The organism is Marinobacter sp. bablab_jr008 (assembly GCF_016464145.1).
GTDB classification, from domain to species: Bacteria; Pseudomonadota; Gammaproteobacteria; order Pseudomonadales; family Oleiphilaceae; genus Marinobacter; species Marinobacter nauticus.
The window spans coordinates 23829-49712 of sequence record NZ_JACDWW010000075.1; the positions used below are offsets into that span (position 1 = coordinate 23829).

The window sequence follows — 25884 nt, forward strand, 5'->3', positions numbered from 1 at the left end:
CGTCCGGACCCCAGACCCGATGACCAACGTTCCCGAAACTATCCGGAAGCGCGTGGACTCTCTGCGCGCTACCCTCGAAGACCACAATTATTACTACTACGTTCAGGACGACCCCAGGATCCCCGACGCCGAGTACGATCGGTTGTTTCGGGAGTTGCAGAAGCTGGAAGCCGAACACCCGGAACTCGCGACAGAGGATTCGCCGACCCGACGGGTAGGCAGCAGCGCTGAGACCAGTTTCGAGGAAGTTACCCATCGCCTGCCGATGCTGTCGCTGGATAATGCCTTCAGTGAGGACGAACTCCGGGATTTTGACCGTCGGGTTCGTGACCGGTTGGGAGAGGACGGGGCCATTGAGTATGTCTGTGAGCCCAAGCTGGACGGTCTCGCCGTCAGTCTGCACTACGAAAACGGTACATTAACCCGTGCCGCGACCCGGGGTGACGGCTATACCGGCGAAGATATCACCGCCAATATTCGCACCATTCCGTCGGTACCTCTCAAGCTGCGTGGCTCGGGATACCCGGATCTTGTTGAGGTCCGCGGCGAGGTGTACATGCCCCGTGCCGGTTTCGAGAAGCTGAATGAGCGCCTGGCAGAGCAGGGCGAGAAGACCTTTGTAAATCCCCGCAACGCTGCTGCCGGAAGCCTGCGCCAGAAGAAATCGACGGTAACCGCCAGGCGCCCGTTGGAACTGTGTGCCTACAGTATGGCGGTAACTGATGAAAGTGTACTGCCTGAAACTCATTGGGACAGTTTGCAGCTTGTCAGGGACTGGGGGTTCCGGATCAATCCGGAAATGCGCAAGGCCGAGGGTGTGGAAGCCTGTCTGGATGCCTACCACGAATTGATGGCCAAGCGCGACAGCTTGCCCTATGAAATCGATGGCATTGTGTTCAAGGTAAACCGTCTCGATCTTCAGCAGGAGCTGGGTTTTGTTTCCCGCGCCCCGCGTTGGGCGATCGCCCACAAGTTTCCGGCCCAGGAAGAGCTGACGATCATTGAAGATGTGGAATTCCAGGTGGGCCGAACCGGAGCAGTGACACCGGTAGCCCGCCTGAAGCCGGTGTTTGTCGGCGGTGTGACTGTGTCAAATGCAACCCTGCACAATATGGATGAGATCCGACGCCTGGACGTTCATATCGGCGATACGGTGTTCATTCGCCGGGCCGGGGATGTTATCCCGCAGGTAGTGAAGGTGGTGCCGGAAAAGCGCCCGGCCATGGCGCCGATGGTTGAAATGCCCGAGCACTGCCCGGTCTGCGGCTCGGATATTGTCCAGATTGAGGGAGAGGCCGTTGCGCGGTGTTCGGGCGGCCTGTATTGCCCGGCTCAGCGCAAGGAAGCGATCCGGCATTATGCCTCCCGGAAGGCCATGGATATTGAGGGCCTTGGGGACCGGCTGATCGAGATGTTGGTGGACGAAGGTATGGTCAGCACCGTGGCGGATCTTTACCGGCTGACGAAATTCCAGATCGCCAGTCTGGAGCGTATGGGCGACAAATCTGCGGCAAATCTTACTGCCGCCATCGATCGCTCCCGTGAACCGGTGCTTTGGCGGTTCCTTTATGCACTTGGTATTCGTGAAGTGGGTGAGGCGACCGCCAAGGGGCTGGCAGCCCATTTCGGCACGCTGGAAGCGATTTCCGAAGCGGATGAAGAGTCTCTCCAGACGGTGCCTGATGTCGGGCCTATTGTGGCCGGTCATATCCGGAGCTTCTTTGATCAGCCCCATAATCAGGAAACACTTGCGGCGCTGAAAGAAGCAGGCGTCACCTGGCAGGAAGAGCATGTGCTGTCGGTCGATGAACAGCCTCTCAGTGGTCAGACCTGGGTATTGACTGGCACTCTCTCAGGCATGACACGGGATCAGGCCAAGGAAAAGCTTGAGCAGCTCGGTGCCAAGGTTGCTGGTAGTGTCTCCAAAAAAACCGCCTGCGTTGTCGCAGGCGAGGCCGCCGGCTCTAAACTGGCCAAGGCTGAGCAGTTGGGGGTGCCTGTGTTGGATGAGGCAGGGCTGGCCGACCTGCTGCGGAAACATGGTATCGAGGTCTGAGGGCTGCTGGCCAAAGAATCTGAGAACTCGCGCAGATCGCTCCGGATTCAAATTGGCTACCATGGCGTTGATCTGTAACGGTGTGTAAACCGGATGCCAGGCATCCGGGCACGGCCATAACAATAACGTCATGAAACGGATTTTTGCATGCGCGCCGATTTGTTCTCCCGCTCAACCGCCTCGGGCCGCCTCCTTGGTGTTGCCTTGATTGCCCTGGCAGCAACCGGCTGCAAGACCGAAAAAGATCCTGACCAGCCCACGTTGTTGGGGGCGCCACCCACCACCGCCTATCTGGGGGTGGAGTATTACTACAACTGGGGTGCCTATGGCGGTGAAAGCATACTCGATTACTCGCTGACCAATGCGCCATCCTGGCTTGCGCTGGAAGACACCAGCAATAAGGCGCGTCAGGGTATTATCATGCGCGGTGTGCCTGGGCTATCCGGAGGCAACCGGGGTGAAGCTGATCTTGGCCAGACCGAGAATATCGAGATAGTCACCACGGATGGCCGCATGGCGGGTTTTCAGCCGTTTGATATCGACGTCAAGCGGAACGTTATCACCTTAGCCGGAGCCAATCTGAAAGAAGGTGAAAGCCAGGACTCCGAAGACGAGTCGGAAGAGCGGTGTGCGGTGCCTGAGCTTGATGCAGGCTCCTATTCTTATGAGCTTCAGAAGTTCACGGATGAGGGCGCGCCGGATGGAACTGAGTCAGTCACCTACCCAACAAAGCGCGCGTATGTAAAAGTAAATCTGGATCAACCCTCCGTTACCGAGGTCAAAATCGCCTTTGAGTTGCGTTCTGATTTCGACCCAACTGCCTGTGACAATGACGAAACTGATCCCGCCCATCAGGACTGCAAATATAGCCGCGCCAACACCGGTGCGATTATTATCGGCGAAGACCTTGTTGCGCTCAGCGACGAGCTGAATCACCCCGTTGATAAAGAGGGTAACCCTCTTGAGTACGTCGAATATGACACGACTGGCAATACGGTAACCGGCGGTGTTGTGACACTGAAGCCCGGTCTTACCGAGTGCTACATTCCCTTTGAAGTGGTTGACGACCTGATTCCCGAGCCAACAGAAGTGGCGACCATGGTTCTGACCGAAGTACGCCAGGGCATTGCCTCGCTGGGCAATGGTAGTGTTGAGGTCAAAGCCAACCTTTCAATTGAGGATAACGAGCCGCTACTCAGCATAGAAACCGTCAATGGCGGTAGTCGCGATACGATCAATACCGAGACCACTCGTGAGTATCGCGCCATTCTCACGGGTGACCGTAAAACCCTGTTCAGAGCCAAGCTGGCAAGAATTGGCGAGCTGACGGGTGTTGTCGAGGACGAAACTTTCGAGATTGTTGAGAAGAATGCTCAGGGTACCTATGACCCAATTGAGGAGCTGGTATTCCCGCTGGAGCAGGATGAAATCACCTTTGGTGTGCGTGCGCTTGTTTATAACAATCTTCAGGATGAGTTGGACGACAACGCTGCGCCTATTGGCGTCGATGTAAATTACCAGGCTGGCCGGGCCGGATATGCGAGGGGCGAGTCTGAAACACTGCTGAGGTTGAACCTGAACCGTCTGATTGAACCGCTGGTCTGGAGTGATGGCTTTATGGCAACGGATGTGTCGCTGGGCCATGAGGGCCGGGTGTTTGTTGCTGGTTACCTTCCCGGGAACAATCAGATCCAGGTCCGCATTTATGACCAGGCGGGTACGAAGCTGCAGATTGTTGAGGTGACAGACCCGGCGATAACGCTGCAACCTTCAGACGTATTCCTGGACGTTGGTGTACGAACGGTCACTGAAAACAATAACCGTGTGAATCGTTATGAAATTGCCGTTGCTTTCAGCTCTGACCAGGCAGAACCGGGTGCTCCCGTTGGCGGGTCTGATGCGGTAACGGCCCTGTTTCATTATGACGGTGCTTCGGGGAACTATCTTCCGAGCTGGATCGGAAACAATATCTTCAGAATTGGCACGCCGGCGGACGATTCGGTGCGATGGGTGGGCATTAACGGCACCACTGGCTATGTGTTGGTGGGCGGCGAAACCCGCGGTGCCTGGAATACCGATGCCTACCAGGGCGGCACCGACAGTTTCCTGGCCCGCATTGATACGGCGGAGAACGCAGGGGCTCTGGAGCCGACCCTGGCCTGGACACGGCAGGTTGGCTCATCAGGTGATGAGACCGTGGTCGGTGGTAGCTCACAAGGCTCGCTGGCTCTGCTGTTCGGGGCGTCGCCAATGACGCTTGATGGCCTCGGAAATGTTGGCCCGTATTTCTTCAATGGCAACACCGGAGAGTCACCGACCGTGTATCAGGTGGGTGAAGACAGCTCTGAATCGCTCGGGGACGGTCTGTATGGTGGTGCCGGGGTGGTGCTGGTCGGCGACGCGCCCTATAGCTACCGATTCCGTGAAGCGCAGCCAGAGGATGCCGGTACCGAAAATGCGGAGGATGAAATTATTCGCACGCGGCTGGATAATCGGGCCGGCTTTGTTTTGGGATTCAATACTTCAGGCGAACCTCTGAGCGCGTACACCGTTGATGATGCGGGTGATCTATCCAACGAATTCCTGACCCGTGGTGTCCGGTTTGACGGTGATATTGTGGTGTCGGGCAACACCAACGGGAGCTTTGTTGAAGGCCAGGCGGCGCCGGTGGCGGGCACAGAGAGTATCCTGGCGAGAGTGGATACCTCCGAATCTGACGTAGCCTTCCGCAACTGGCGTAGGCAACTGGCATTCGAAGGTCTGGACATTCTCGATCTGGAGAATTACCGCGACGATGAAGTGGTGGCGTTGGTGAACCGAAATGGCGAAAGGATGCTGCTTGTTTTCAGCCCGGAAGGTGAGTTACTGACACCGATAACGCCGTAATCCTCCGGGTTGCAGGTCCGGGGTGGGTCAGACCGCCCCTTCCTGTCGGCCCGCATTGGCATAGAGCTTCAGGTAGTCGGTGCTGGTGACCACGCCGGCGGGTTGTCCGGCAGCATTGATGACCAGGGCCGCATTCAGCCGGTGAGCGAGCATCAGGCGTGCCAGTTGATGGGCATCGGTTTCGGGAGATGCAGTCAGAAAAGCCGGTAGTTCGATGTGAATCAGGCTTTGGTTCAAAGCTTCCGAACTGTTCTCGTGAATCCACGAAAGAAGCCAGCGCAGGTCGATCAGGCCTGCGACATTGTTATCCGAGAGCACGACCAGATGGTGAACGCCGTGTTCTTCCATGGTCTCCAGCGCCTCTGCGACGGTGGCAGAAGCAGGAACCGAAAACTGCGCTGGCGAGCTGATGTCGGCGACGGGCAGGTAAACCCTTTCCTCCCGACGTTCGCCCGCAGCAGCGGCACCATACTCCTGAAGTGCGCGGAAGCTGCTACCACCACCGCCGCTGTGCACCGCCTGCTGGAACTCGGCGTCGGTAGCCTCGCTGTGTTCGGCAGAAATGGACGCAGACTCCGACAGCTCGGTGACATCGCCCACCCGGCGACTTCGGAACGCTTCGGGTAACCGGGTTCCGATCGGACGTCCGGGTTCACTGACGAAAATGGACATGGTTCCACCTCTCCGGGGATTTCCCCCTCTACTGCCACCTTATGACGGTTTATCGGCCGCCGGACCGTTCGCTATAGCTCGAGTTTATTACTATACGGTTAGTTGGTTCCGGTAAAGGCGTCCCGTTTCCACACGACGGGCCAGTCGGGTATTCAGGCAGGCCGGTTGCTGGCAGATCCGGTCGGCCAGATATTCCGCCAGCAGGGGAGCCCATACCAGGCCTTTGCTGCCAAAACCGGTGAGCAGATACACGCCGGTCCGGGATATCTCATTGTTGCCGGGGCACGGACCTGCCACCGGCTGATAGTCGTGTGTGGTACAGCGAAATCCCACGCGCCCCTGAAGATGTTCTGCCTGTATGTGCTCTGAGATGTTTACGGAGGGCAGCAGTTCCCGAAGTTGGTCCAGGTTTTCCTGATGCCCCTTGGGCGTTGGTTCGGGGTTATCGTCGCGAAGATCAAATGTGGCACCGGTTATGGCACTGCCGTCATAAGCGGGGTTCAGGTATTTGGTGCCACAAATGACTACATCTGGAAGCTGGCAGTCGTCTGCGGGTATACGCGTGACCTGTCCGCGAATGGGCTTGAGGCGCAGTGACTGGCCCTCAGGTACAGGAGCGAGGGCAGTGCTTTCATGGCCGGCAGCAACCACAACCTTTGCGGCTCTGAGAGATCTTCCGTCACTGGCCTGAATGACCCAGTGGTTGTCTGCCCACCTCAGCGTATCGGCCTTGAACCCGAAAATCGTGCGGATGAGTGGGTGCTCAATCAGCGTTTTGCACGCTCGGGCCGGTTGTAGCCACCCGGAACCCGGAAACCATAGCCCTTCGCACTGGAGCGGTATGCCGGCAATACGACTAGCTTCTGCGGGTGATACGGCACCCAGCAGGTTTTCGGGGTAGCTGCTGCGTTCGAGAAACCGCTTTTGGCGATCCTGCTCCTGGTCTGTGGCTGCGAGCTGCAGCAACCCGCTTGGGTGCCAGAACTCGCCCTGCCAGCGTTGGTAGAAGCGCTGACTGAAGCAAAGCGCGGTGGCTGCGAGCTCTGTCTGGTCGTTGTACTCGACACCGAGTTTTACGTACAGGGCCCCCTGGTCGTTACCGGAAGCTCCTGCTCCGGGGCCCCTGGCCTGGTCGGCAAGCACCACCGGAACGCCCCGTTCCGCCAGGTTGCGGGCCAGAGCGGCACCGGCGATCCCGGCACCAATGATGACGATGGGGTCAGTTCCGACAGTGGGGGCAGAGACATCTTCGGAGGTTGGCAGTCTGCCGGTCAGCATTTCCCGCTTGCGCCCGAAGCCGGGAACTTTCGCCATCTCGAAGCCTTCATCTGCCAGCGCACGACGAACCCTGCCGACCGAGGTGAAGGTGGCCAGGGTGGTGCCTGGTTGGCTGTGAGCCCGAATCTGATGAATGGCTTTTTCGAGCCACATGTCCGGGTTCAGCGACGGCGCAAACCCATCAAGGAACCAAGCGTCGGCCACGAATTCCAGTTCGTTCCAGGCGTCCAGTACATCGCCAAAACAGAGGGTAAGCCTGATAGCGCCGCCGCCAAGTACCAGGCGGTGCGTTCCTTTGATCAGCGGTGGGTAGTTCTCAATCAGCTCCCGAGCCAGGGGCTGCAGCCCCGGCCAGCTCTCCAGGGCCTTTTCCAGATCGGCCAGAGACAGGGGGTAACGTTCCACCGAGATGAAGTGAAGAATTGCGTGGTCTTTATCGTCAGGTCGTTGAGCCAGCCACTCGGCCCAGGTCGCCAGGAAGTTGAGCCCGGTTCCGAAGCCTGTCTCGGCGATCACAAAGTGGCTGTTCCTGTCGAGTTCGGCGAAGCGCCCGGGTAGTCCATTTCTTTCGATGAACACGTAACGGGTTTCGGCCAGACCGTCATCTCTGCTGAAGTAAACGTCGCCAAAGCGCGCTGATTCAGGCACTCCGTCTCGCCATATCAGCTCCGCCGGTTCCATTGCCGGCGGACGAAGGTCGTTAATCATGGGGCTTAGTTGTCTTTTGTGATTTCTTCGGCGGACTCGATGATGACCGGGCTCACCGGAACATCGGCCATTCCGCGCTGGTAGCCGGTCTGGACCCCTGCGATACGATCAATCACACCCATGCCATCGGTCACCTTGCCGAAAACCGCATAGCCCGGGCCCCGAACTCCGGCGTTCAGGAAATCATTATTGGCCACATTGATGAAAAACTGGCTGGTGGCAGAATCCGGCGCATTGGTTCGGGCCATGGCGATGGTGCCGCGAAGGTTGGGCAGGGTGCTGGTAGCTTCGTTCACGATGGGAGCTCGGGTCTGTTTACGCCCCAGGTTCTCATCGAATCCGCCGGCCTGAACCATGAAGCCGGGAATAACCCGGTGAAAGATGGTGCCATCGTAAAAACCGCTGTTTACGTAAGCCAGAAAGTTTTCCACGGTTTTGGGCGCAACATCGGGCCGAAGCTGAAGCACGAAAGAGCCCTCCGTCGTGACAAAACGGACCTCAGGAAGTGCCGGTTCCTCGTTCTGCGCCACGGCTGGTGAGGTGGTCAGCAGAGTGGCAACGAAGGCAAACAGGACAGACATCACAATCGGGACGAGTTTTACGGGATTTGTCATTTCAAGGCAGCTCTCTGTTACAGGTGGTGACCAGAATACTGAGATAATCCGGTTATTACGTAGTTTGTGCAGATCTTAACAGATCATTACGCCATTAAGGGCAAATCAGAACAGCACGCTCAGAGGTTGTGGGCTACGCTTCACTTGACTGTTGAATACCGGGCCGGGTTGTACGGTGATCACTGATACTGCAGGAGGAATCTGGTGAGAATCCGTCAGGGTTTTGAAGAGAAATCCCGGCTTGGCCGGTTGCTGATCAATCGTGGCTACCTGTCTGAAGGTCAGCTGGAAGAAGGGCTTCGTGCTCAGAGGGAAACCGGGCAGCGCCTCGGTGAGGTGTTAATTGCTGCCGGCTGGATCTCAGAGAGGGAACTCCACCGCGTACTCAAGCATCAGTCGCGTTACCGCAATGCAGCAGCGCTTGTTACCATGGTCACCTTGCCATTTCAGCCCTTGGTGTCACTGGCGTCCAGCAACACCAATGCAGCGCAGATAGGCGCCGGAGCGGGCGAACTCTACGAGCGGAGCGGACTCACCCCCCTCTCGGAAGAGGAAATGTCAGGGGTGTCTGCACAAAGCGGTATTGGCCTGATGGAGCGTCTGGAGGCCGTGTCTTCCATGCCCGCCAGCGCCCGGGACGATCTCTCAGGAGAATCTCCCGATGTCGATGTGGTGGAAGGGATCAGACTGGCGGCAAATGTATTCGTGCCGGTGCTCAGTTTTCTGGATTCAGACCTTACAATTACGGGTGTGCATTACCGGGACTCAGAGCCTCGCTACACGCTACAGGAAGACGGAGGCCTGAGGCTGGCATTTCCGGAGCGTATCGAGGAAATCCGGATGGATAATATTCGCGTGGTGGGCGGCCAGACTCCACCCATGGGCAATGTCAGCATTCGCGATATCCGCTTTCACCCGGATTCCCAGATGACCATCTATACGCGTTGAAAATCTTGCCCTGAAACGAAAAATGCCCGGAAGATCTCCGGGCATTTCGTTGTCTGTGAGCGATGGGCGTATCAGGCGCTGGCCAGAATGTTGGTGCTTGAGACGTTGGTCTGCTGACCTTTGGCACCATAGAGCTTCTGCTGGGCGGAAGCACCTCGGAAGATGTCGGTAAGGCGTGACAGGCGCTTTTGCAGGTGGCCAAGAATTCGGCCGTTGTTCTGATTCACGGCCTGGCATTCGCGCAAACGGGTGTCGGCGTCTTTCCAGAGTTGGTACAGCTCATCCATACCAGCGGCGCGAATGAAGCGTGATGGCTCTCCGGCATTGGGCTTGTAGCCCATATTCACCAGCAGGTGAATCTTCTTTTTGGCGCGTTCGCGTATGCCCTCAAGAATCTGGTTTTTCCGGCTGGTCATTTCCTGGAGGTGTTGGATATCCGCAGAGGAGAGCACGGATTTTTCCTGGTGGAGTACTTCCGCCAGCGACTCAAGCTGGCGGATATCTTCCTGAAGAATCGCTTTCAACTGTTCATGTGCAGTCATGCTTTACTCACCCGAAAATGCTTTTATCCATCTCAAGCATTTTCTGGGCCAGTTTCTGGGCATCTACCTTGTAGGTGCCGTTCTCAAGAGCAGAACGAATCTGTTCGATGCGATCATCGTCCATTTCGGGGTAGTCCCCCAGCTTCTGCTCAAGTTGCTTCAGGTTTTTCGCCTGATTGCTCAGGTTCACGTTTTCGCCACGGGCAGCGGGGCTCTGGGCCTTGGCTTGCTCGCCTGTGGGCGCCTGTGACGTTCGATTGCCTGAGGCTTTGTCGGCCGTGGTGCGCGTGGTGTTGACCTGGCCGGGGCCAATTCCATTTAAGTCAACTGACATATCAATACCTGCTTGCCTGGGGCCACAAGAAAGTGGCGTATTCGGGTTTATATCTGCTTAACGGCAAATCCGCGCCATACTTTAGTTACAAAACGGAAAACATTTGCCGCTCTTGCTGTTTGCCGCCTTACATCGGAATTTCGACCCGCCCGGCGCCAACGGCACGAGCTTTGACTGTCCGGGACGAGCGGAGATTTTCCACCAGTACCTGTTCTCCAACGCCCGCGCTCGCCAGTGCCTTACCGCGAGATGATACCGAGAATGAGCCTGAGCGCGCGGTGATAATAACATGGTCACCCCGCTCAATCGCGTTGGGAGCTTCAAGGAGATCCGGGGTCATTACCGTGCCGGCGTTCACCGGGCGGCGCATCATCATGCCTGAAACGGACTCTTTGCGGGTGAGTACGCCGCGACGACTGGCATTGATCTGCACCGAATTTACGGTGACCAGGTCCGGCGTCAGGCGTTCGCCCCGCGCCAGAGGACGGGCTGCTATCAGGGCAGGGCCGTGAACCTCGACGCTGGTGGTAACGTACATTCTCCAGGGGCGCTCACCACTGCAGGAAATCAGGACCGACGGGCTGGTGGTCTGTAGCGGATCGCCCGCAAACTCGGCGTTCAGCCCCTGGTTGCAGGCAGCAAGGGCGATGCGGCTGTCGATAGCGCCAACTTCGTAGCGGCTCGTGTAGCCCTCGGCAGCAAGGGTTCTGGACCACTCTGCCAGGAACGTCTGGGCAGCGTTACGGATGGCTTCAGCACTGGTTCTCTCTGAAGACAGAGTGATTGGGCTCAGTGATAGACACAATGCAGCCAAAAAGATGATTCGCATACGCACCGGTTTGTCCTATGCTGTCTGTATCTGTGGATTTTGTCGAAACACGTTAAGGATTCGGGTTGTCGGGCCGTTAACCCTTAACAGGTTTGCAGGCGTCAAAGATTTGTCTTGGACAGGCCTGAAAACACCTTGCAAAGGTCAAAGCAATATTGATGCCGGTATAGGCACGCCAGGAGTAAAGCATCATGGCAGGGGTATTAGACAGCGTTAACCAGCGCACCCAGCTAGTCGGTCAGAACCGGCTTGAGCTATTGCTGTTCCGTCTACGGGGGCGGCAGTTGTACGGCATCAACGTATTCAAGATTAAGGAAGTTCTTCAGTGCCCGAAACTGTCGTCGATTCCCAATAGCCGGAGCGTCGTCAGAGGCGTTTCCCACATTCGTGGTGAGACCATTCCCATTATTGATTTGAGTATGTCGATCGGTCTGCCGGGTATTCCCCAAGAGCAGTTGTCTACCAGTTTCGTGATCATCACCGAGTACAACCGTAAAACCCAGGGCTTTCTGGTAACGGGCGTAGACCGGATCATGAATATGAACTGGGAAGATATCTTGCCTCCGCCGAAGGGCGCAGGGAAGGATGTTTACCTGACAGCGGTTACGAAGATTGACGATAAACTTGTAGAAATCATAGATGTAGAAAAGATTCTTGCAGAAGTTTCTCCGCTCAGGGAAGATGTGACGGAAGAGCTGGTGAGTCGAAGTGCGGAACGCGTTCCGGGTCATTTGCCCGTGCTGGTTGTGGATGATTCTTCCGTGGCTCGCAGGCAGATCGAGCGTTGCCTGACCGCCATCGGAATGGAAGTGGTTACCAAAAATGATGGCAAGCAAGCGCTACAGTATCTCAGAGAGCTTACTCAGGACGGGTCGAAAGCGAACGACCACCTGTCTCTGATTATCTCTGATGTTGAGATGCCGGAAATGGACGGCTACACCCTCGTTACCAGAATCAAAGAAGATGCGGCTCTGAAAGAAATGTATGTAATGCTGCACACCTCGCTGAGCGGTGTCTTCAACCGGGCGATGGTGCAGAAAGTGGGCGCAGACGATTTCATGGCGAAATTCAGCCCGGATGAGCTGGCCGAGCGAGTAATGGAAATTATTGATCAGCACTGATGCTCGGCTGATGGTTTCACCCACGAAGAGATCCAATGAAAGCGGACATAACGCCCCAGGAATACGAAGCCTTTAAAAAGTTCCTGCAGGATGCGTGCGGCATCCTGCTGGGTGATAACAAACAGTATCTTGTAAAGAGCAGGCTTCGGCGCATTCTCGAAGAAAACAGCCTGAATTCCCTTGGAGAGCTTCTGGAACGATTAAAGAGGCCTGGAAGGGCAGGCTTGCGCGAGGTGGTCATCGACGCGATGACGACCAACGAGACACTTTGGTTCAGGGACAACCATCCGTTCCGGATTCTGCAGGAAAAGCTCTTGCCAGAGTTTGCCGAGCGCAGTTCACTCCAGCCGTTAAGAATCTGGTCTTCCGCCTGTTCTACTGGCCAGGAGCCATACTCCGTAGCCATGGTAATTGACGAATTCCGCCGTACCCGGCCGGGTAAGCTGCGGGATGTAAAAATCACGGCAACGGACATTTCCAAAAGCGTGCTGGAGGTTGCCCGGAGAGGCGAGTATGAAATGATCGCCATCGGCCGCGGGCTGTCGCCGGAGCGTCAAAAGCACTTTTTTACCCCCTCGGCCAACGGTGGTTGGCAGATTCGACCGCAAATCAAGTCCATGGTGGAATTCAAGGAATTGAACCTGCTGGATCGATACATGCTTGGCAAGTTCGACATCATCATGTGCCGGAATGTGCTGATCTATTTCTCAGCGGAACTGAAAAAGGACATTCTTACCCGGCTGCATGGTGCTCTGAACCCCGGAGGCTATCTGATTCTTGGTGCTTCTGAGTCTTTGAACGGGCTTCCCAATCTCTACGAAATGGTCCAGTGTCACCCTGGCATCATCTATCGCAAAAAATAGCCGGGAACTGTTCAATGCGGAGTAGGGGACCGATGTGGAGAATCTGAACCTCCGACATCTCTATTATTTCTGGGTTATTAGCCGCGAAGGCTCTATTGCCCGAGCCAGCGAGGTGCTCGACCTGGCACCCCAGACCCTCAGTGGCCAGCTTGCGACCTTTGAAGGCGCGGTGGGTGGCCGGTTATTCAGCCGCGAGCGCCGGCAACTGGTGCTCACAGAACTCGGCCATATGGTTCGCAGTTATGCCGATGAGATCTTCGAGCTAACCGGTCAGTTGTCTGAAACCCTGAGGGCGGGGCCTGAACACAGGCCGCTGTCCTTGTCTGCGGGCATATCGGCGTCTATCCACAAACTGATCGCCTATTACCTCCTTCACCCGGCGATGAAGCTGAACCGGCCCGTGCAACTGGAATGCCGGACCGGCCGGACGGAAGATCTTCTTCTCAGCCTCAAGCGGAAGGAGCTCGACGTTGTACTGACCGATAGAATGCCCCAGGCAGAATCTCCTGAACGTTTCGCGGTTCATCCGCTATCCCGGTCTACCATCAGTCTCTTTGCTGCACCCGAACTGGCGGAGCAGCTCAAAACCGGCTTTCCTCACTCGCTCAATCACCAGCCGTTACTGGCGAACGCTACCGATGCGCCGTATTTCGAGAAACTGATGCACTGGTTCAATCTCAATAATGTCCGAATGAACCTGGTTGCCCGAGTTGATGACAGCGCCCTTATCAAGGTGTTTGGTCGGGAGGGACTTGGTGTGTTCGCGGCGCCTACGATGATTCAGGATGAGGTGTGCCGTCAGTATCAGGTGGCTCTGATCGCTTCGCTTGATGAGGTGACGGATCAGCTGTTTGCGGTCTCCCGAAGCCGAAAGCTGGCCCATGAGGGGGTGAGGGCAATCTGCGAGGCTCGTCAGGGGATCTTTGAGCGCTAGACTTCACTCTGTTAAAGCATCGAAAAATACGATGTTTTTTGCTTAATAAAACTTATTTTATCGAATTCTGCAGTGCTCCATTATGGAATCGTATTCCGCAGTATCCAGAGGAGCGCAGCTATGAAAACGATTCACAAGTTCAGACTTGAGCCTGGTAAAGAGCCTACCACCCTGACCTTGAGAGAGGGTTATGAAGTGGTGCGCTGCGAGTATCTGGTGCCGCACAAAGCGGTCTTCCTTTGGGTACAGCAGCCTTTGAATGTAACCACGCCTACTGTGGAACGGCAGTTCCGGGTGGCAATGTCGGGTGAGCCGGTTCCGGATCGGTTCCAATACATCGATACCGCTCTTGATCCGTTTGGTCCTGAGGCCTACCACGTCTTCGCGGTGCCAGCAGGTGAGTTGCATCTCACGGGGAATGGCCATGAGCGGGCCAGTGATGAATTGCTGGGTGGCGCCGGGTGGCAAGGGCGTTACGCGTCCTGAATATCATCTCTAGCTAGCAGCGTTGCACGCTCTCTTGGGCCCCGATTGGGGCCCTTTTTACGTTTCAGGAGAATGATTGACCGGTAAGTGACCGGTTTTTACCCAGATGACCGTTTCATGCTCTACGAACGGATGGTGTTGGCTCAGATGCGGGCTGCGAATCCAGCTCCCGGCGGGATAACGGCCGTGTTCATCACAGAATTCGCCGGACAGCACAAAAATCTCTTCTCCACCAAAGTGACGATGTGGCTGAAAGGTCTCGTTGGGTGGCCACTTCACCAGGGCAACGTGCTCATGCTCGAATTCGTGCAACGGCATAACCTGTAAACCGCCAATGCCGGGCAGCCAGTGGCCGGCATTGGTATCGATTCGAACCGTCGCGGTATCTCTCGGGTCGAACTGATGGAGTTTGACCAGCAGGGTGCAGCCCTCTTCGCTGAACGGTGCATGACTGCTGCCCGGAGGATTCCGGATGTAGGTGCCGGCCGGATAGTGGCCGGTCTCGTCGGAAAAAACGCCTTCAAGCACCAGAATCTCTTCACCCAGAGGGTGTTCGTGGGTAGAAAAGGAAGAGCCGGGCTTATAGCGTACAACGCTGGTAGCGTGGCCCCGCTCGGCTTCCTCTCGGGCCAGTGGCTTGCGCTCAACGCCTGCGGCGGGGCTGGGGACCCAGCGCTGTTCGTGGGTACGAATAACAACGCGCTGGGAAAAATCCATGTTGAGCATAACGTGTCTACCTTCTGTCATTCACTTTATCAGAGCCTGAATGTCCCGGAAGTGTGGGTGCTTGCAGTGAACCATCCACTCGAAAGCCACCATTTCAGTGGTAACAATGCGAGCGCCGCTCTGGTGCAGTCGATCCAGGGCAACGTCCCGATCGAGTTCGCTACGGGACCCGGTGGCGTCGGCCACCACCCATACCTTGTAGCCGGCATCCAGGAGGCTCAGGGCGGTTTGCAGCATACATACGTGGGTTTCGCAGCCTCCGATGACAATATGTTGCCGGCCTTCTGGCAATTCATCGATGAGCCCGTCCGGGCAGGCGTCGAAATGGGTTTTCGCCAGGGTTGTGGAGCAGAGCTCCTTAACGCCTTCAAGATTCGGCCCAAGCTTTTCAGGTAGCTGCTCGGTTGCAATCGCAGGAACGCCAAGCAGTCCGGCGATGGTTGCCAGCGTAATGCAACGCTCAGCAACCGCATCGCCTTCGCTAATGGCAGGCATCAGCCGTTCCTGGACATCAATGAGCAACAGGGTGGATTGGTCGGCTTTCATCAGCATGGTCATTCTCCTGAACGTGTTGGGCGGGTTTCCTGAAAGGATACGCCATGGACCCGGGGTTTGTTATGCCCGAGGCCGTCGTAAGGTCCTTCTAAAAAAATTTTTGATGAATTCAAAACATGGAGTTGCCAAACGCCGTCAAAACCATTAAAGTTTGCGCCCTCAAATGAGCGACGACATCGCTGATTTGAAACAGTTTATTGGAGAGGTGGCCGAGTGGCTGAAGGCGCACGCCTGGAAAGTGTGTATACGTTAATAGCGTATCGAGGGTTCGAATCCCTCTCTCTCCGCCAATATAACGTGGAAAAACAATAGCTTAGGCTGTTTTAAGGGTAGATTTTCGCACTAGTACAAACTGGTGGAACAATGTACCTTGAACGAAGCAGTTTTTCTACGTACTACACTCGAGTTGCCCTTCCTCACAAGTGGAGGGCGGCCGGGTTCCCTCATTCAGTCAAAATCTCCCTTCGAACCAAAGATCGCAAGACAGCAATCAAGCGGAATCTTCGTGTGTCGTCCGCTCTGGTCGAGCTGTTTGACTCTGATTCAACCTTCGAATCCCTCTCTACCTTCCAAAACGCAGTTGCCCGGGCTCGTCAAAGCCTAGAAGAATTGAGCCTGAACAAGCCTGTCAGTCTGGCCTTTGCCCCCGCAGACGTTCAGAACCCAGCTAGCCCCCCCAAGAGGAGCTCTAAAGCCCCAGTTGCAGTCAAGCGGTATAAAGATGCAGGAGCCTTAGCTAAGGACTTCGTAAGTTTCAAGAAGCGATCTCGTGTGACCGCAAGCTATCAACGCCAATTGAAAACGAGATTGGTGCCTTTGGTAGCCTTTGTCGGTGATCGCAACGTTCGTTACCTGAAGCCCACCGATGCTATCGACTACCAGGAGGAGCTGCTTGAGCGCGACTGGAGCCCTAAGACCGTGAAAGAGTACCTTGCGGTTGCCAGCCAGTTCTTGGGTTGGTGCAAGAGAATGAAATATGCCTCTGACAATCCATTCGAAAGCATCAGGCTTATTGAAACCGACAGTAGGGCAGCACACGAACAACGAAGCGTCTGGACCTCAGAGCAGCTTTCTGAGCTATTTTCTCACAAATCATTTTCTGCCAGAGGGTCGGCAGAGGATCAGTGGCTACCGCTTTTACTCTTATACAGCGGCCTGCGACCTTCGGAGGCGTGTCAGTTGAGGGTATCTGACGTTAAATACTCAGCGCAACACGAACTCTGGTTTATTGATATTACTGATCAGGGTCCTCAGCAGAGATTAAAAACAGCATCTGCGAAGAGGGAAGTCCCACTGCACCCCGAACTGATTGACCTAGGGTTTTTGGGCTATTTGAAACAGCAAAAGCGATTGAAGCGGGCACAGCTCTTCCGTTGTACTCCAACCGGGAAGAATAACGACTGGTCGCGCAACTTTACCCAACGTTTCAATCGTTTTCTCAGTAAAAGGCTGGGATGGGATTCGAAGGGACGACCGACGGCTTACAGCTTCAGACATACGATCGCCAACGAGCTCAAACAGGCCGGAATAGATGAGCGTATTGCTGCGGAGATCCTTGGGCACTCAACTACAGGTATTACTTTCACTCGATACGGAAAACCCTCCTCACTCGCTACAAAACTTAAGCAAATGAGTAAGATTTCGTTCGCACAGAGTACTCAACAGTGTAAAAAATATTTTCTTTGACTTTCAGGCAGCTAACTTCAAAAAAATAAACCGTGTAGTTGTAAGTTGCTGTTATATAACAAAAAAAAGTTTGACGAAAATATTTCACAGCCTAAAATAAGTCCTGAAACCAGGAGAAAGGCTGTGAAATATGAAGTAAATCGAGCAAAAGCACGTAAGCGAAATAAGCAGTTTTCAGGAACTGAAATTGGTCAATACATAGCTGATTGGCTAGAGAGTAAACGCCGTACATTAGCGGATTCGACCTATACGAATTATAGAGCTAAGGCACGCTTGATTGATCAGTACTTTAAGCGGATGAATCTAAGATCGATGCGTAAGAAAGACATCAAGAAATTTCTTTCTTACCTCGATACGCACGGTTATTCCAACAAGACGATCAACGAATATCTGATAGTGTTGCGCGGTGTATTGGATGACGTTGTAGAGGACGGTTTAATAGACGCAAACCCTACAGCAGGTATCTCTAATCTTCAGACCCTGAAGCCGGAGCCTGACCCCTTTGAGAGTTCGGAAGTAGCGGTGATAAATGCCGCTTGTCCCATTTTCTGTTCGGAAATTGCGCTTTTCCAGCTGGGACTGTTCACGGGTTTGCGGATTAGTGAGTTGCTTGGCCTTGCATGGGAAGACATTGACTTCGAGGAACGCAAGATCAGTGTTACTCGGGCGAAGGTTCAGGGAAAACTGAAGGCACCGAAGAATAAGAAGAGTAAACGAGTACTGAGAATGAACCGAAGCTCTTTTCAACTACTAGGGCGTCTTCGGGACCTTAACCAAAGTCAGAAAGCTAAGTCCTATACCATGACAAGAGAAGACAACAAGACGGAATTTCGAATCAAATTGAGAATGCTTTTTCTCAATTCTTCTACCGGCAGTCCGATTTCCAATGAATCGTACTATGCAAAGTACTTTTTCAAACCGTTGCTTAAGCGGGCAGGCGTCAGATATCGCGGCCCGAACACCGCTCGGCATACTTTTGCCAGTCAGATGCTAACTCAGGGTTTGCCCCTGGCGTGGATCGCAGCACAACTTGGTCATGAAACCACAACGATGTTGTTTAGGAATTACGGCAAGTATATCGAAAACGATGCCCCGGACTATTCAGCGCAATTAGAACAGGTGTTTCAGTCGTTTGAAGCATCGACATTGCTTGAAGCAGCCTGAAAAATCTAAGAGCCCGCGAAAGCGGGTTTTTTATTCATCTTCCAAAATAATCGTGCTTTGAGGTCTGATGGGAGGAGAGCTACCTCAGTGACTCGGCACCCTTTCTGATTTTCATGATGGAAAACCACCGTGGCGATAATGTGGCGTGCTCTTAAGCAGTGGGTTAGGCTTTTAGTAGTAGTTTTTGAATTGGGCGACAGTGTTCCAGGAAACAGCAACCGAGGAGAGTTCAAGTTTTGCGAGTACAGGGATTTTTTGTCCAGAACCTCATACTCTCTCTAATGTTTGTTTTCGCTGGTTGCGCAGCGACCTCTGACCCACTTGGTTCTGATTCAAAAACCAATAATAAAAAGCAAACGAACGGTGCTTCTTTAGGGGGAGCAGAAGGGCTCTCGCCCGAAGATCAACGATGGCTTAGCGAATCTTGTTCGCGATCATTGGGTCCGTCACTTTGTAACCGTCCGGTGATTCCACCTTGAGCCAAATCGCCTGCCGACCAAAAGGCTCGAAGCTTACCACCCGGTCGATTCCGGTCAGATCCAGAAACGCCTCGTCGATGGAGTAGACATCCACTCTCGATGCCAGAGCTTCCAGGGTCGTCATCACCCGCCGGCTTATATCGCCATTTGTGTGGAATAGAGAATCAATTGGAACGGGGGCTTTGCTCGCCCCCCCTTGAACTTCTCATACCCAACCTGTTTGGCTATAGCTACTGAGGAGATCGCGGTGGCCCACCAAATCTTCCGGTCATCCTGTTCAATTACACCGCTAGCCGTACCCAGGAGGTGCCGCAGCGCCTCCTGGAGGCAGAAAGGCGTCGAGCGTATAGGTTGCTGGGCATGCGCGGCGCAAGTTCATCAGAAAACTCAATCCAAGGGCAAGATCGGCCGAGCGGAGATGGCACTGACTCTTATCAACAAGCTCTACGGCATCGAGCGCGACATGGAAGAGGCGGGCGATGCCCAGCGATACCAGACGCGCCAGTCGCAAAGCCAGGCTTTCCTGGAGCAACTGAAAGCTAGGCTGGACAAAACCCCTCCCCAGGTCACGTCGTCAAAGTGCCTTGGGCAAGCAATCAATTGCCTTGCGAGCAACTGGTTAAAGCTGATCCGCTACATCGAAAGGGGGACACCTGCCCATCGACAACAACCCTGCCGAGCGGGCGAGCCACCTTCTCATGTACATATGACCAAAGCGTCGCCCGTCTCCTCCCGTTATGTCATGCCTACCCACGACGGAGTATTGACGGTCTCTGTGCGCCAGAGCATAGTTTTCCCGAAGGGCGCTTAGGTACATATCTTCATGTGCTGTCCAGGCGCAGTTGCGTTTAGAGTACGTGTCCAATCAGTTTTAAATGGGTGTGAACATGAGAGCAGAAACTGAATCGCGGATTTTTTCGGTGGATGAATATGTTCGTCCGTCTAACGGCGAACCGATTCGTTCGGTTGTTCTGGAAACCAATGACTCTGTCGTCGTTGTTTGGCACGCCCACCCTGGGCAGGAAATAGCTTCCCATGTACATCCTCACGGCCAAGATACTTGGACGGTTATCTCAGGTGAAGCCGAATATCATCAAGGTAACGGCATAGTCACTCATCTTAAAGCTGGAGATATTGCGATCGCAAAACCTGGGCAGGTACATGGTGCAATGAACTCTGGCCCCGAACCTTTTATATTTGTTTCAGTGGTTGCGCCGGGCAATGCCGGTTTTGCGTTGGCTGAGAAATAGGCGAAAGGCCTGAGAGGAAACTGATGAATACACGATTATTTACGTTCGCTGGTGGAGAAACGGGTGTTTGGCGCGTTGTTCGGATGGATGCCGTGGCGGGAGCCCCTCTCCCTGGAATCCCCCGGCTCGACGTAGCCGCTGGCTCTGTTTCGCCGCAGCCTTTGGGCACCAAATGGCTTCTTCGCGGGATAACGAGTAACGAGCGTTATGTCGTGCGTGAAGAGAAGGATCGTCTCGTGGCGAAGCAGCCAAGTTTGGGTCGAGCAGAGGCCACCTGTGCCGCCCTGATCCCTATCCGGAAAAACCCCTCATGGTGGGGACTGGCTCAAGACGAACGCCGGAAGATTTTTGAGGAGCAGTCCCGTCACATTCACATTGGGCTCCAATATCTCCCTGCTGTGGCCCGTCGTCTCCACCATTGTCGGGACCTGGGCGAGAGCGAACCCTTCGACTTCTTGACGTGGTTCGAATATTCCCCGTCTGATGAGCCGGGCTTTAACAGGCTTTTGGCCGAACTCCGGGCCTCGGTGGAGTGGAAGTATGTCGACAGAGAAATCGACATCCGGCTAGTGCATGAGCCGGCCTAGTATCAGGTTTAACTGCGATCTCCGTGCGGCATACACCTGCGACACCCGCAGCCCAGCAAAGCCCGGAAAATCTAGTGTGTCTAATAACTTAGGAGTAACACGACACGTATGCCTAGCGAGCCACCAGTCGCTTGGGAAATTTTCTACTTATGGCCTCCTCTTTCTCTCATCGATCTCCCAGGGCATATCCTGCCGTCTAGAGTTGGCACCTTGTCCAGCTTTCGAAGAAGGCTCTCCATACACGTCCGGCCTACACCTTGTTAGGTATGGCCGGTTTCCAGTTGTGGGGCAATAGCTCGTCGATGGCGTTGTTCTTCTGTGTCGGCAGGCGAGTCAGCACATCCTTCAGGTAGGCATAGGGATCATGCCGATTCAGCTTCGCTGACTGTATTAGGGTCATGACCGCAGCCGCACGTTGACCACTGCGCAGTGAACCCGCAAACAGCCAATTGCTGCGCCCCAGCGCCCAGGGTCGGATCTGGTTTTCCACCCAGTTGTTGTCGATGGGCACAGCGCCATCGTCCAGGTAGCGCGTCAGCGCTTCCCAACGTTTGAGGCTGTAATCCAGGGCTTTGGCCGTGCCGGAGCCATCCGGCACTTTCTGGCGATGGGCCAGCATCCACTGATGCAGCGCATCGGCAAGGGGTTTGGCTTTGGTTTGCCGGATTTCCCGCCGCATATCCGGTGGCAGATCTTTGGTTTCCCGCTCGATCTCGTAGAGTCCACCGATGTATTCCAAGGCCTTGGCCGCCAATTCGCTCTTGTTGGCCTCGTGCAGGTCATAGAACTTGCGCCGGGCGTGGGCCATACAGCCGATTTCGGTAATGCCGTTGCCGAACCCGGCCTTGTAGCCAGCGTAATCATCACAGACCAGCTTGCCCCGCCAGTCACCCAGGAAGGTTCGGGCGTGTTCGCCTGCACGGCTGGGTGCGAAGTCGTAAATAGCTGCCTTCAGGTCGGCAAACGGTGTGGTGCAGTAGGCCCAGACGTAGGCCTTGTGGGTTTTCTTCTTGCCCGGGGCCAGCATGCTGACCGGGGTTTCATCGGCATGCAGAACACTGTGTTCCAGCAGAGTATTTCTCAACGCATCCACCAGCGGCTGCAACTGCACACCACAGGCACCCACCCATTCGGCCAGGGTGGAGCGCGGGATTTCCAGGCCGGCACGGCCGAACATGCGTTCCTGACGGTACAGCGGCAGATGGTCGGCATACTTGGCCACCAGCACCTGGGCCAGCAGGCCAGCGGTGGGGATGCCTTTGTCGATCACCTGCGGTGGCACCGGTGCCTGGATCAACGTCTCGCAGCTGTCGCAGGCCCATTTGCCCCGGATGTGACGTTCAACGGTGAACTCACCCGGGACATAATCCAGCTTCTCGCTGACGTCTTCGCCAATGCGCTTGAGCTGGCAGCCACACTGGCATTGAGTATTTTCTGGCTCGTGGTGGATCAGGGTGCGGGGCAGTTCCGGTGGCAGCGGTGTGCGTTTGGGTTGCTGCTTTGGCCGAGCGGCTTTCTGCTCCTCGGTCATCGCCTGTTCCAGTTCGACCTCGATGGAGGCCAGGTCGCTGTCGATCAGTTCGTCCAGCAGTTTTCCCTGAACCGCGTCCAGCTGCTCGCTACGCCGGGCGTACTTATGGCGCTTGAGAATGGCCACTTCGTGGGTCAGCTTCTCGATGACCGCATCACGGTGCACCAGAGCCCGCTCTTTGTTATCAACACGATCAAACAGTTCCGTAGCGAGAGCACGGAGCTGACCGGCAGAGAGTTGGTTGATGTCGGGGCGCTGAGTCATGCCCCTTAGTATGCCAAGCCCTTGTACTGCAAGCGATTCGCAGTTCTGGCTATGGCGGTATTGCTCAGCTTGTGGTTACAGGATTGAGATGACGCCATCGGCCCCAATACGTTGCCATGGCAGGCCCTGAACGAGGGCGGATAACTGTTCTTCGGTCAGACATAACTGTTTGCCTCGCCAGGATTCGCCCCAGTGGAACTTGCCCCGGTTTAGACGACGGGCACACAGCCAGATGCCGAGGCCATCATGGATCAGCACCTTCATCCGGTTGCCTCGCTTGTTGGCAAACAGGTAGGCGCAATGGGGTCTGGCCGAACCGAAGACCTGAACGACTCGTGCCAGAGCTTTATCCGGTCCCGCCCGCATGTCCAGCGGTTCGGTGGCCAGCCAGATCTCATCAATGCGGATCATCCCAACAGATCCCGCAACAAGGCGGCACACTGGTGGGCCTGCTCCGCAGGCCACTCCACGACAACCGCGCCACTGGCGCGGGGAATCTCGATGCGGATGGTGCTACGCTTGTCCGAGACCGAGTGGTGGCTCCGTGCTGAAGTTGCTGCTGGCAGATTGACCGGCACGAACTCCGGCGTTGTCGCTGGTGCTTTAGGCACTCGTCGCGCCTCCTTGATCCAGCGTCGGACCATGTTGGCGTTGAGGCCATTACACAGAGCGATCCGGGAGACGGATGCGCCCGGATCTCGGCACTGGGCGACAATCCCGGCTTTGAATTCCCGGGAAAACCGGCGACGGCGTTGGCAGGGTTTGGTTACGCTTAATTCGTTCATGTTAAGTGTCCACTAGAAAATAAGTGGACACTATCCTGACGACGGCAGCGCCAGGCTCAAGATGGGATCACCGGACGCTTACGTCACTTTGGTCAAAGTGCGTCAAAAGGGAGATGGACGCATTAAAATCTGGAATGCCAGATTTATCGGGACTTCGTATCGAGAATCGAAATTGGATTCTAGAAAGCTGCGACAGATCCCTTGGTCCGAGGCTGACCTTCCGTTGCATGGAGCGTGAGAAGGCAGCATTTGAGGCTGGCATGCCGGACCTATTACGACTATCTCAAGACCAAAAGCGCTGGCTGGATGAGTCATGCTCCAAAAGCCTCGGGCCATCCCTTTATCGATCCTGCATCGACCGCGAGAGTAGCGCCTTATTAGGCGGTGATTCTTCGCCCAACCAATCAACTGTGGAAAATGAAAACTCAGCTAGAACGGAACTGGATGAAAAAAAGTGGCTTTGTAAAGCTCCGTTCGGTGGCGAGGTAGTTGTCCAGCTAACATACAATCGCGAAGATGGTTTCGTGACAGTGCTTGACCAAGAATTTGAGGGACGATACCGAACCGAAGGATTGAGGCGAATTTGGTATTTTGGGGAAGCTGAAGACTCTGATTCCTATCGATACAGCATTGTTCTTGATGTTCGTGGTATTGCCCGTTTCTACGATTTTTCAGAGGTTGAAGAGGACGGGACCGTTAGATCTCAAGAGACTCTCAAGTGTGTTAAAAATTAGAGTGTATGCCGGGTAGTTGACCGATCGGTCCGTCGCTGTTGCGACGCGGCTCGAGGTTTTAGCTTGGGGACAGTTGTAACCAGCTTTTCCTGAGTACCCGCCCATTTGTCGTCCAGCACAACTTCCTGGATTTCCCTTGCACTGTAGCCGGCAATTGCCGCTTGGGTGTTTACTTCTTCAAGAAATACTTCGCGTAGCCCTTCGCGACCTTCTATTTTCACCAGACTGTTCCATTGATTCGCGGCCCATTGTCGGAGCGCGGCAGTATCGTCACGGAAAGGCGTTGTTTGTTTTGGAGATTGCTCTCTAAGGGCTAAACGAACTCGGGATCTCAAAGCGTCTAAGTGGCTGGATGACGCAGGGTTTTTTCTATGCTCAGGTTGCGAGTCACGCGATGGCTCTGCGTTCGTTTTAATTGGCCCAGGGTTTACGGCAGCTTTTCTTTGTTCTGGCGTTGGCAGAAGTGTCTTACTACGTTTGGTCACCTCATCAACAAAACGTTTTCTCGCGTTATCATTACTCACTAGAGGTTCGATACCCGCTTCTTTTAGGGCTAAAGCTACTCTGAGCTGAAAATCATCTGACCCATAGACCGTAACTCTTTCCCAGCGTTTGGACCTCGCGAGGGCTATGGCTGCTGCGATAACGTCACTCGAGCCAGAACTGAGGACAACTGTATCCCCCTTATCCTGGACTTGCTCACCAGACCGGAGCGTAAGGGCTTTGGCATCAACATCGACCCACTTAATCGTATTCAAGATCGAGTTTTCGAGGTCATCGTTCCAAGTATCTCGAAACAACTTAGCTTTATAACGGGTGCCGATCGAGAGAGCCAGGCCTCGGGTGAATTTTGCTGCCTCTTTGTCCGCTCGAGTTGCAAGGTCAGAACTCGCGTGACCGAATTTGACGATTCCCGATTTAGTATCGCGCGTTCCAGGTGTTCGCGAACATTGATTTCGTAGCGCCTCGATCTTGGCATCTATGTCAGTTAGCTGCTCAGCCAGTTTCTGGGCCGATATCTCTCGAGCATGTCGTTCTTCTAGCTCGAGGAGACGTTTCAGGTTGGTTTCTATAACCATACGGTTGTGATCGCCGGAGCGGGTCTGAATACCAGCGCGCTCCATTCCTGAGACCGCAGGACCAAGGTGCGAAGTTGGCAAACGATCCCGGCCTTGGTCGGCATAAGATCGATGATCGATATGAGCATTCACGCCAGCTCGCGCTAACGCAGCATTCGCCATGAACGACCACTGTTCCCGTACCTTTATTAACTCCGTTCGACGGGGTTGTAATTTATGGTCTAGCCGCTTTTTGTCGGACCATTCCCGAGGAATTTTGATATCTGCCATCGTGCCGTACTCATCTACAGCGCGGGTCGTGGTAAGCATGTGAATATGCGGATTATTCCTTTGAGGGTTCTCCTCACATGATCCGGAATGAATTGCATAATCAACTACACAACCGTGCTCTTTGTTTAGCCATTCTGCAAACGAACGAGATAGTTCGATCTGATCTGGCACTGGCAGCTCATTTGGCAACGCGACTTCATACTCTCTAGCCGTTGTAGCGTCTTTGCGCTTTTCCATGGATTCGGCCAGGTTCCAGAGTGTGGCCCGATCACCGTTGAAGCCGACTATCTCCGAATGAACCAAGTCTGAGGCAGCGGTATAGGAAAAGGTCCTGCCTTGGCGCTCATCGTGTAATGTGGATCGGCTCCGATAAGCTGCTGCCGCAACTGCCGATTTGCCGGCGGAGCGTTGTATGGCTTTTGCTGATAAATGATAGATCGCCATGCGGCACCTTTCTTGTTTTTATCCTTGTTCTTCGGTGAAGCCGAGGAACCGCACGACTC

General features: G+C 54.8%; 25 protein-coding genes, 1 tRNA gene and 1 pseudogene. 14 read left to right on the forward strand and 13 right to left on the reverse strand.

From position 1 onward, the window contains the following. Positions 1-19 precede the first annotated feature (19 nt). The gene (ligA, locus tag JIF53_RS15215) at positions 20-2056 is read left to right on the forward strand and encodes an NAD-dependent DNA ligase LigA (RefSeq protein WP_199453154.1); all 2037 of its coding nucleotides are present in this window, start codon (positions 20-22) and stop codon (positions 2054-2056) included. Positions 2057-2203: 147 nt separating this feature from the next. Continuing rightward, a complete protein-coding gene (locus JIF53_RS15220; RefSeq protein WP_199453156.1) occupies positions 2204-4942 on the forward strand; it encodes a hypothetical protein in 2739 nt (912 codons plus the stop codon). Between the two features lie 27 nt (positions 4943-4969). Here JIF53_RS15220 and JIF53_RS15225 read toward each other — a convergent pair whose 3' ends face one another. The 3 genes from JIF53_RS15225 to JIF53_RS15235 all read right to left on the reverse strand — a co-directional run bounded on the left by JIF53_RS15225 (position 4970) and on the right by JIF53_RS15235 (position 8214). Next, on the reverse strand, positions 4970-5614 hold the full coding sequence (locus JIF53_RS15225) for a CBS domain-containing protein (RefSeq protein ID WP_014421707.1): 645 nt from the start codon (positions 5612-5614) through the stop codon (positions 4970-4972). 90 nt (positions 5615-5704) lie between these two features. Next, positions 5705-7600, reverse strand: a complete 1896-nt coding sequence (gene mnmC, locus JIF53_RS15230; protein WP_199453158.1) for a bifunctional tRNA (5-methylaminomethyl-2-thiouridine)(34)-methyltransferase MnmD/FAD-dependent 5-carboxymethylaminomethyl-2-thiouridine(34) oxidoreductase MnmC — start codon at positions 7598-7600, stop codon at positions 5705-5707. Between the two features lie 5 nt (positions 7601-7605). Beyond that, a complete protein-coding gene (locus tag JIF53_RS15235) occupies positions 7606-8214 on the reverse strand; it encodes a peptidylprolyl isomerase (RefSeq protein WP_199453160.1) in 609 nt (202 codons plus the stop codon). 204 nt (positions 8215-8418) lie between these two features. On the opposite strand from JIF53_RS15235, the gene JIF53_RS15240 reads away from it, so the two are divergent. Beyond that, positions 8419-9162 carry a pilus assembly protein PilB gene (locus tag JIF53_RS15240; RefSeq protein WP_199453162.1) on the forward strand — a complete coding sequence of 248 codons (744 nt, stop codon included), beginning with the start codon at positions 8419-8421 and terminating at the stop codon, positions 9160-9162. 71 nt (positions 9163-9233) lie between these two features. Here JIF53_RS15240 and JIF53_RS15245 read toward each other — a convergent pair whose 3' ends face one another. From JIF53_RS15245 to flgA, 3 genes are all read right to left on the reverse strand, one after another. Next, complete coding sequence (locus JIF53_RS15245) at positions 9234-9704, reverse strand: flagella synthesis protein FlgN (protein WP_199453163.1); 471 nt, start codon at positions 9702-9704, stop codon at positions 9234-9236. Positions 9705-9711: 7 nt separating this feature from the next. Beyond that, positions 9712-10038: a flagellar biosynthesis anti-sigma factor FlgM gene (gene flgM / locus JIF53_RS15250; RefSeq protein WP_199453165.1), complete on the reverse strand. Its 327-nt coding sequence runs from the start codon at positions 10036-10038 to the stop codon at positions 9712-9714. Positions 10039-10165: 127 nt separating this feature from the next. Continuing rightward, a complete protein-coding gene (gene flgA / locus JIF53_RS15255) occupies positions 10166-10873 on the reverse strand; it encodes a flagellar basal body P-ring formation chaperone FlgA (protein ID WP_199453167.1) in 708 nt (235 codons plus the stop codon). 185 nt (positions 10874-11058) lie between these two features. Between flgA and JIF53_RS15260 the strand changes: the two genes are divergently transcribed. From JIF53_RS15260 to JIF53_RS15275, 4 genes are all read left to right on the forward strand, one after another. Next, a complete protein-coding gene (locus tag JIF53_RS15260) occupies positions 11059-11988 on the forward strand; it encodes a chemotaxis protein CheV (protein ID WP_113879677.1) in 930 nt (309 codons plus the stop codon). Between the two features lie 35 nt (positions 11989-12023). Then, a complete protein-coding gene (locus JIF53_RS15265; protein WP_023008233.1) occupies positions 12024-12851 on the forward strand; it encodes a CheR family methyltransferase in 828 nt (275 codons plus the stop codon). Between the two features lie 34 nt (positions 12852-12885). Next, positions 12886-13785, forward strand: coding sequence for a LysR family transcriptional regulator (locus JIF53_RS15270; RefSeq protein ID WP_014421700.1), 900 nt, complete (start codon positions 12886-12888; stop codon positions 13783-13785). A gap of 120 nt (positions 13786-13905) precedes the next feature. Further along, entirely contained in the window at positions 13906-14271 is a 366-nt protein-coding gene (locus JIF53_RS15275) for a hypothetical protein (RefSeq protein ID WP_153740154.1), read from the forward strand. A gap of 57 nt (positions 14272-14328) precedes the next feature. Here the strand turns inward: JIF53_RS15275 and JIF53_RS15280 are convergent, their stop codons facing one another. Both JIF53_RS15280 and JIF53_RS15285 read right to left on the reverse strand, forming a co-directional pair. Beyond that, positions 14329-14997: a cupin domain-containing protein gene (locus JIF53_RS15280; protein ID WP_153740189.1), complete on the reverse strand. Its 669-nt coding sequence runs from the start codon at positions 14995-14997 to the stop codon at positions 14329-14331. Between the two features lie 21 nt (positions 14998-15018). Next, complete coding sequence (locus JIF53_RS15285) at positions 15019-15549, reverse strand: isochorismatase family protein (protein WP_153740153.1); 531 nt, start codon at positions 15547-15549, stop codon at positions 15019-15021. 202 nt (positions 15550-15751) lie between these two features. Here JIF53_RS15285 and JIF53_RS15290 point away from each other — a divergent pair. From JIF53_RS15290 to JIF53_RS15300, 3 genes are all read left to right on the forward strand, one after another. Continuing rightward, positions 15752-15842: transfer RNA gene (locus JIF53_RS15290), tRNA-Ser, on the forward strand. Between the two features lie 73 nt (positions 15843-15915). After that, complete coding sequence (locus tag JIF53_RS19665; protein ID WP_323127198.1) at positions 15916-17238, forward strand: site-specific integrase; 1323 nt, start codon at positions 15916-15918, stop codon at positions 17236-17238. A gap of 123 nt (positions 17239-17361) precedes the next feature. Further along, positions 17362-18402, forward strand: coding sequence for a tyrosine-type recombinase/integrase (locus tag JIF53_RS15300; RefSeq protein WP_199453171.1), 1041 nt, complete (start codon positions 17362-17364; stop codon positions 18400-18402). 414 nt (positions 18403-18816) lie between these two features. Here the strand turns inward: JIF53_RS15300 and JIF53_RS19800 are convergent, their stop codons facing one another. Beyond that, positions 18817-19050, reverse strand: coding sequence for a hypothetical protein (locus JIF53_RS19800; RefSeq protein ID WP_416234187.1), 234 nt, complete (start codon positions 19048-19050; stop codon positions 18817-18819). A gap of 80 nt (positions 19051-19130) precedes the next feature. Between JIF53_RS19800 and JIF53_RS15310 the strand changes: the two are divergent. The 3 genes and pseudogenes from JIF53_RS15310 to JIF53_RS15320 form a co-directional block, all read left to right on the forward strand. Beyond that, positions 19131-19567: pseudogene (locus JIF53_RS15310) on the forward strand (IS66 family transposase); the annotation flags it as partial. 201 nt (positions 19568-19768) lie between these two features. Then, positions 19769-20131: a cupin domain-containing protein gene (locus tag JIF53_RS15315; protein WP_001201003.1), complete on the forward strand. Its 363-nt coding sequence runs from the start codon at positions 19769-19771 to the stop codon at positions 20129-20131. Between the two features lie 83 nt (positions 20132-20214). Beyond that, positions 20215-20718, forward strand: a complete 504-nt coding sequence (locus JIF53_RS15320) for a chlorite dismutase family protein (RefSeq protein ID WP_009486463.1) — start codon at positions 20215-20217, stop codon at positions 20716-20718. A 250-nt stretch (positions 20719-20968) separates the two neighbouring features. Here the strand turns inward: JIF53_RS15320 and tnpC are convergent, their stop codons facing one another. The 3 genes from tnpC to tnpA form a co-directional block, all read right to left on the reverse strand. Further along, positions 20969-22513 (reverse strand): IS66 family transposase, encoded by a 1545-nt coding sequence (gene tnpC, locus JIF53_RS15325; protein WP_008175578.1) that lies wholly within the window; start codon positions 22511-22513, stop codon positions 20969-20971. Between the two features lie 75 nt (positions 22514-22588). Continuing rightward, positions 22589-22924, reverse strand: coding sequence for an IS66 family insertion sequence element accessory protein TnpB (tnpB, locus tag JIF53_RS15330; RefSeq protein WP_008175580.1), 336 nt, complete (start codon positions 22922-22924; stop codon positions 22589-22591). Next, positions 22921-23298, reverse strand: coding sequence for an IS66-like element accessory protein TnpA (gene tnpA, locus JIF53_RS15335; protein WP_008175582.1), 378 nt, complete (start codon positions 23296-23298; stop codon positions 22921-22923). The genes tnpB and tnpA overlap by 4 nt, the downstream gene beginning before the upstream one ends. A 113-nt stretch (positions 23299-23411) precedes the next feature. Between tnpA and JIF53_RS15340 the strand changes: the two genes are divergently transcribed. Then, positions 23412-24032, forward strand: a complete 621-nt coding sequence (locus JIF53_RS15340; protein WP_199453173.1) for a hypothetical protein — start codon at positions 23412-23414, stop codon at positions 24030-24032. Here JIF53_RS15340 and JIF53_RS15345 read toward each other — a convergent pair. After that, a complete protein-coding gene (locus JIF53_RS15345; RefSeq protein ID WP_199453175.1) occupies positions 24029-25825 on the reverse strand; it encodes a MobA/MobL family protein in 1797 nt (598 codons plus the stop codon). The genes JIF53_RS15340 and JIF53_RS15345 overlap by 4 nt on opposite strands. Between the last annotated feature and the right edge of the window lie 59 nt (positions 25826-25884).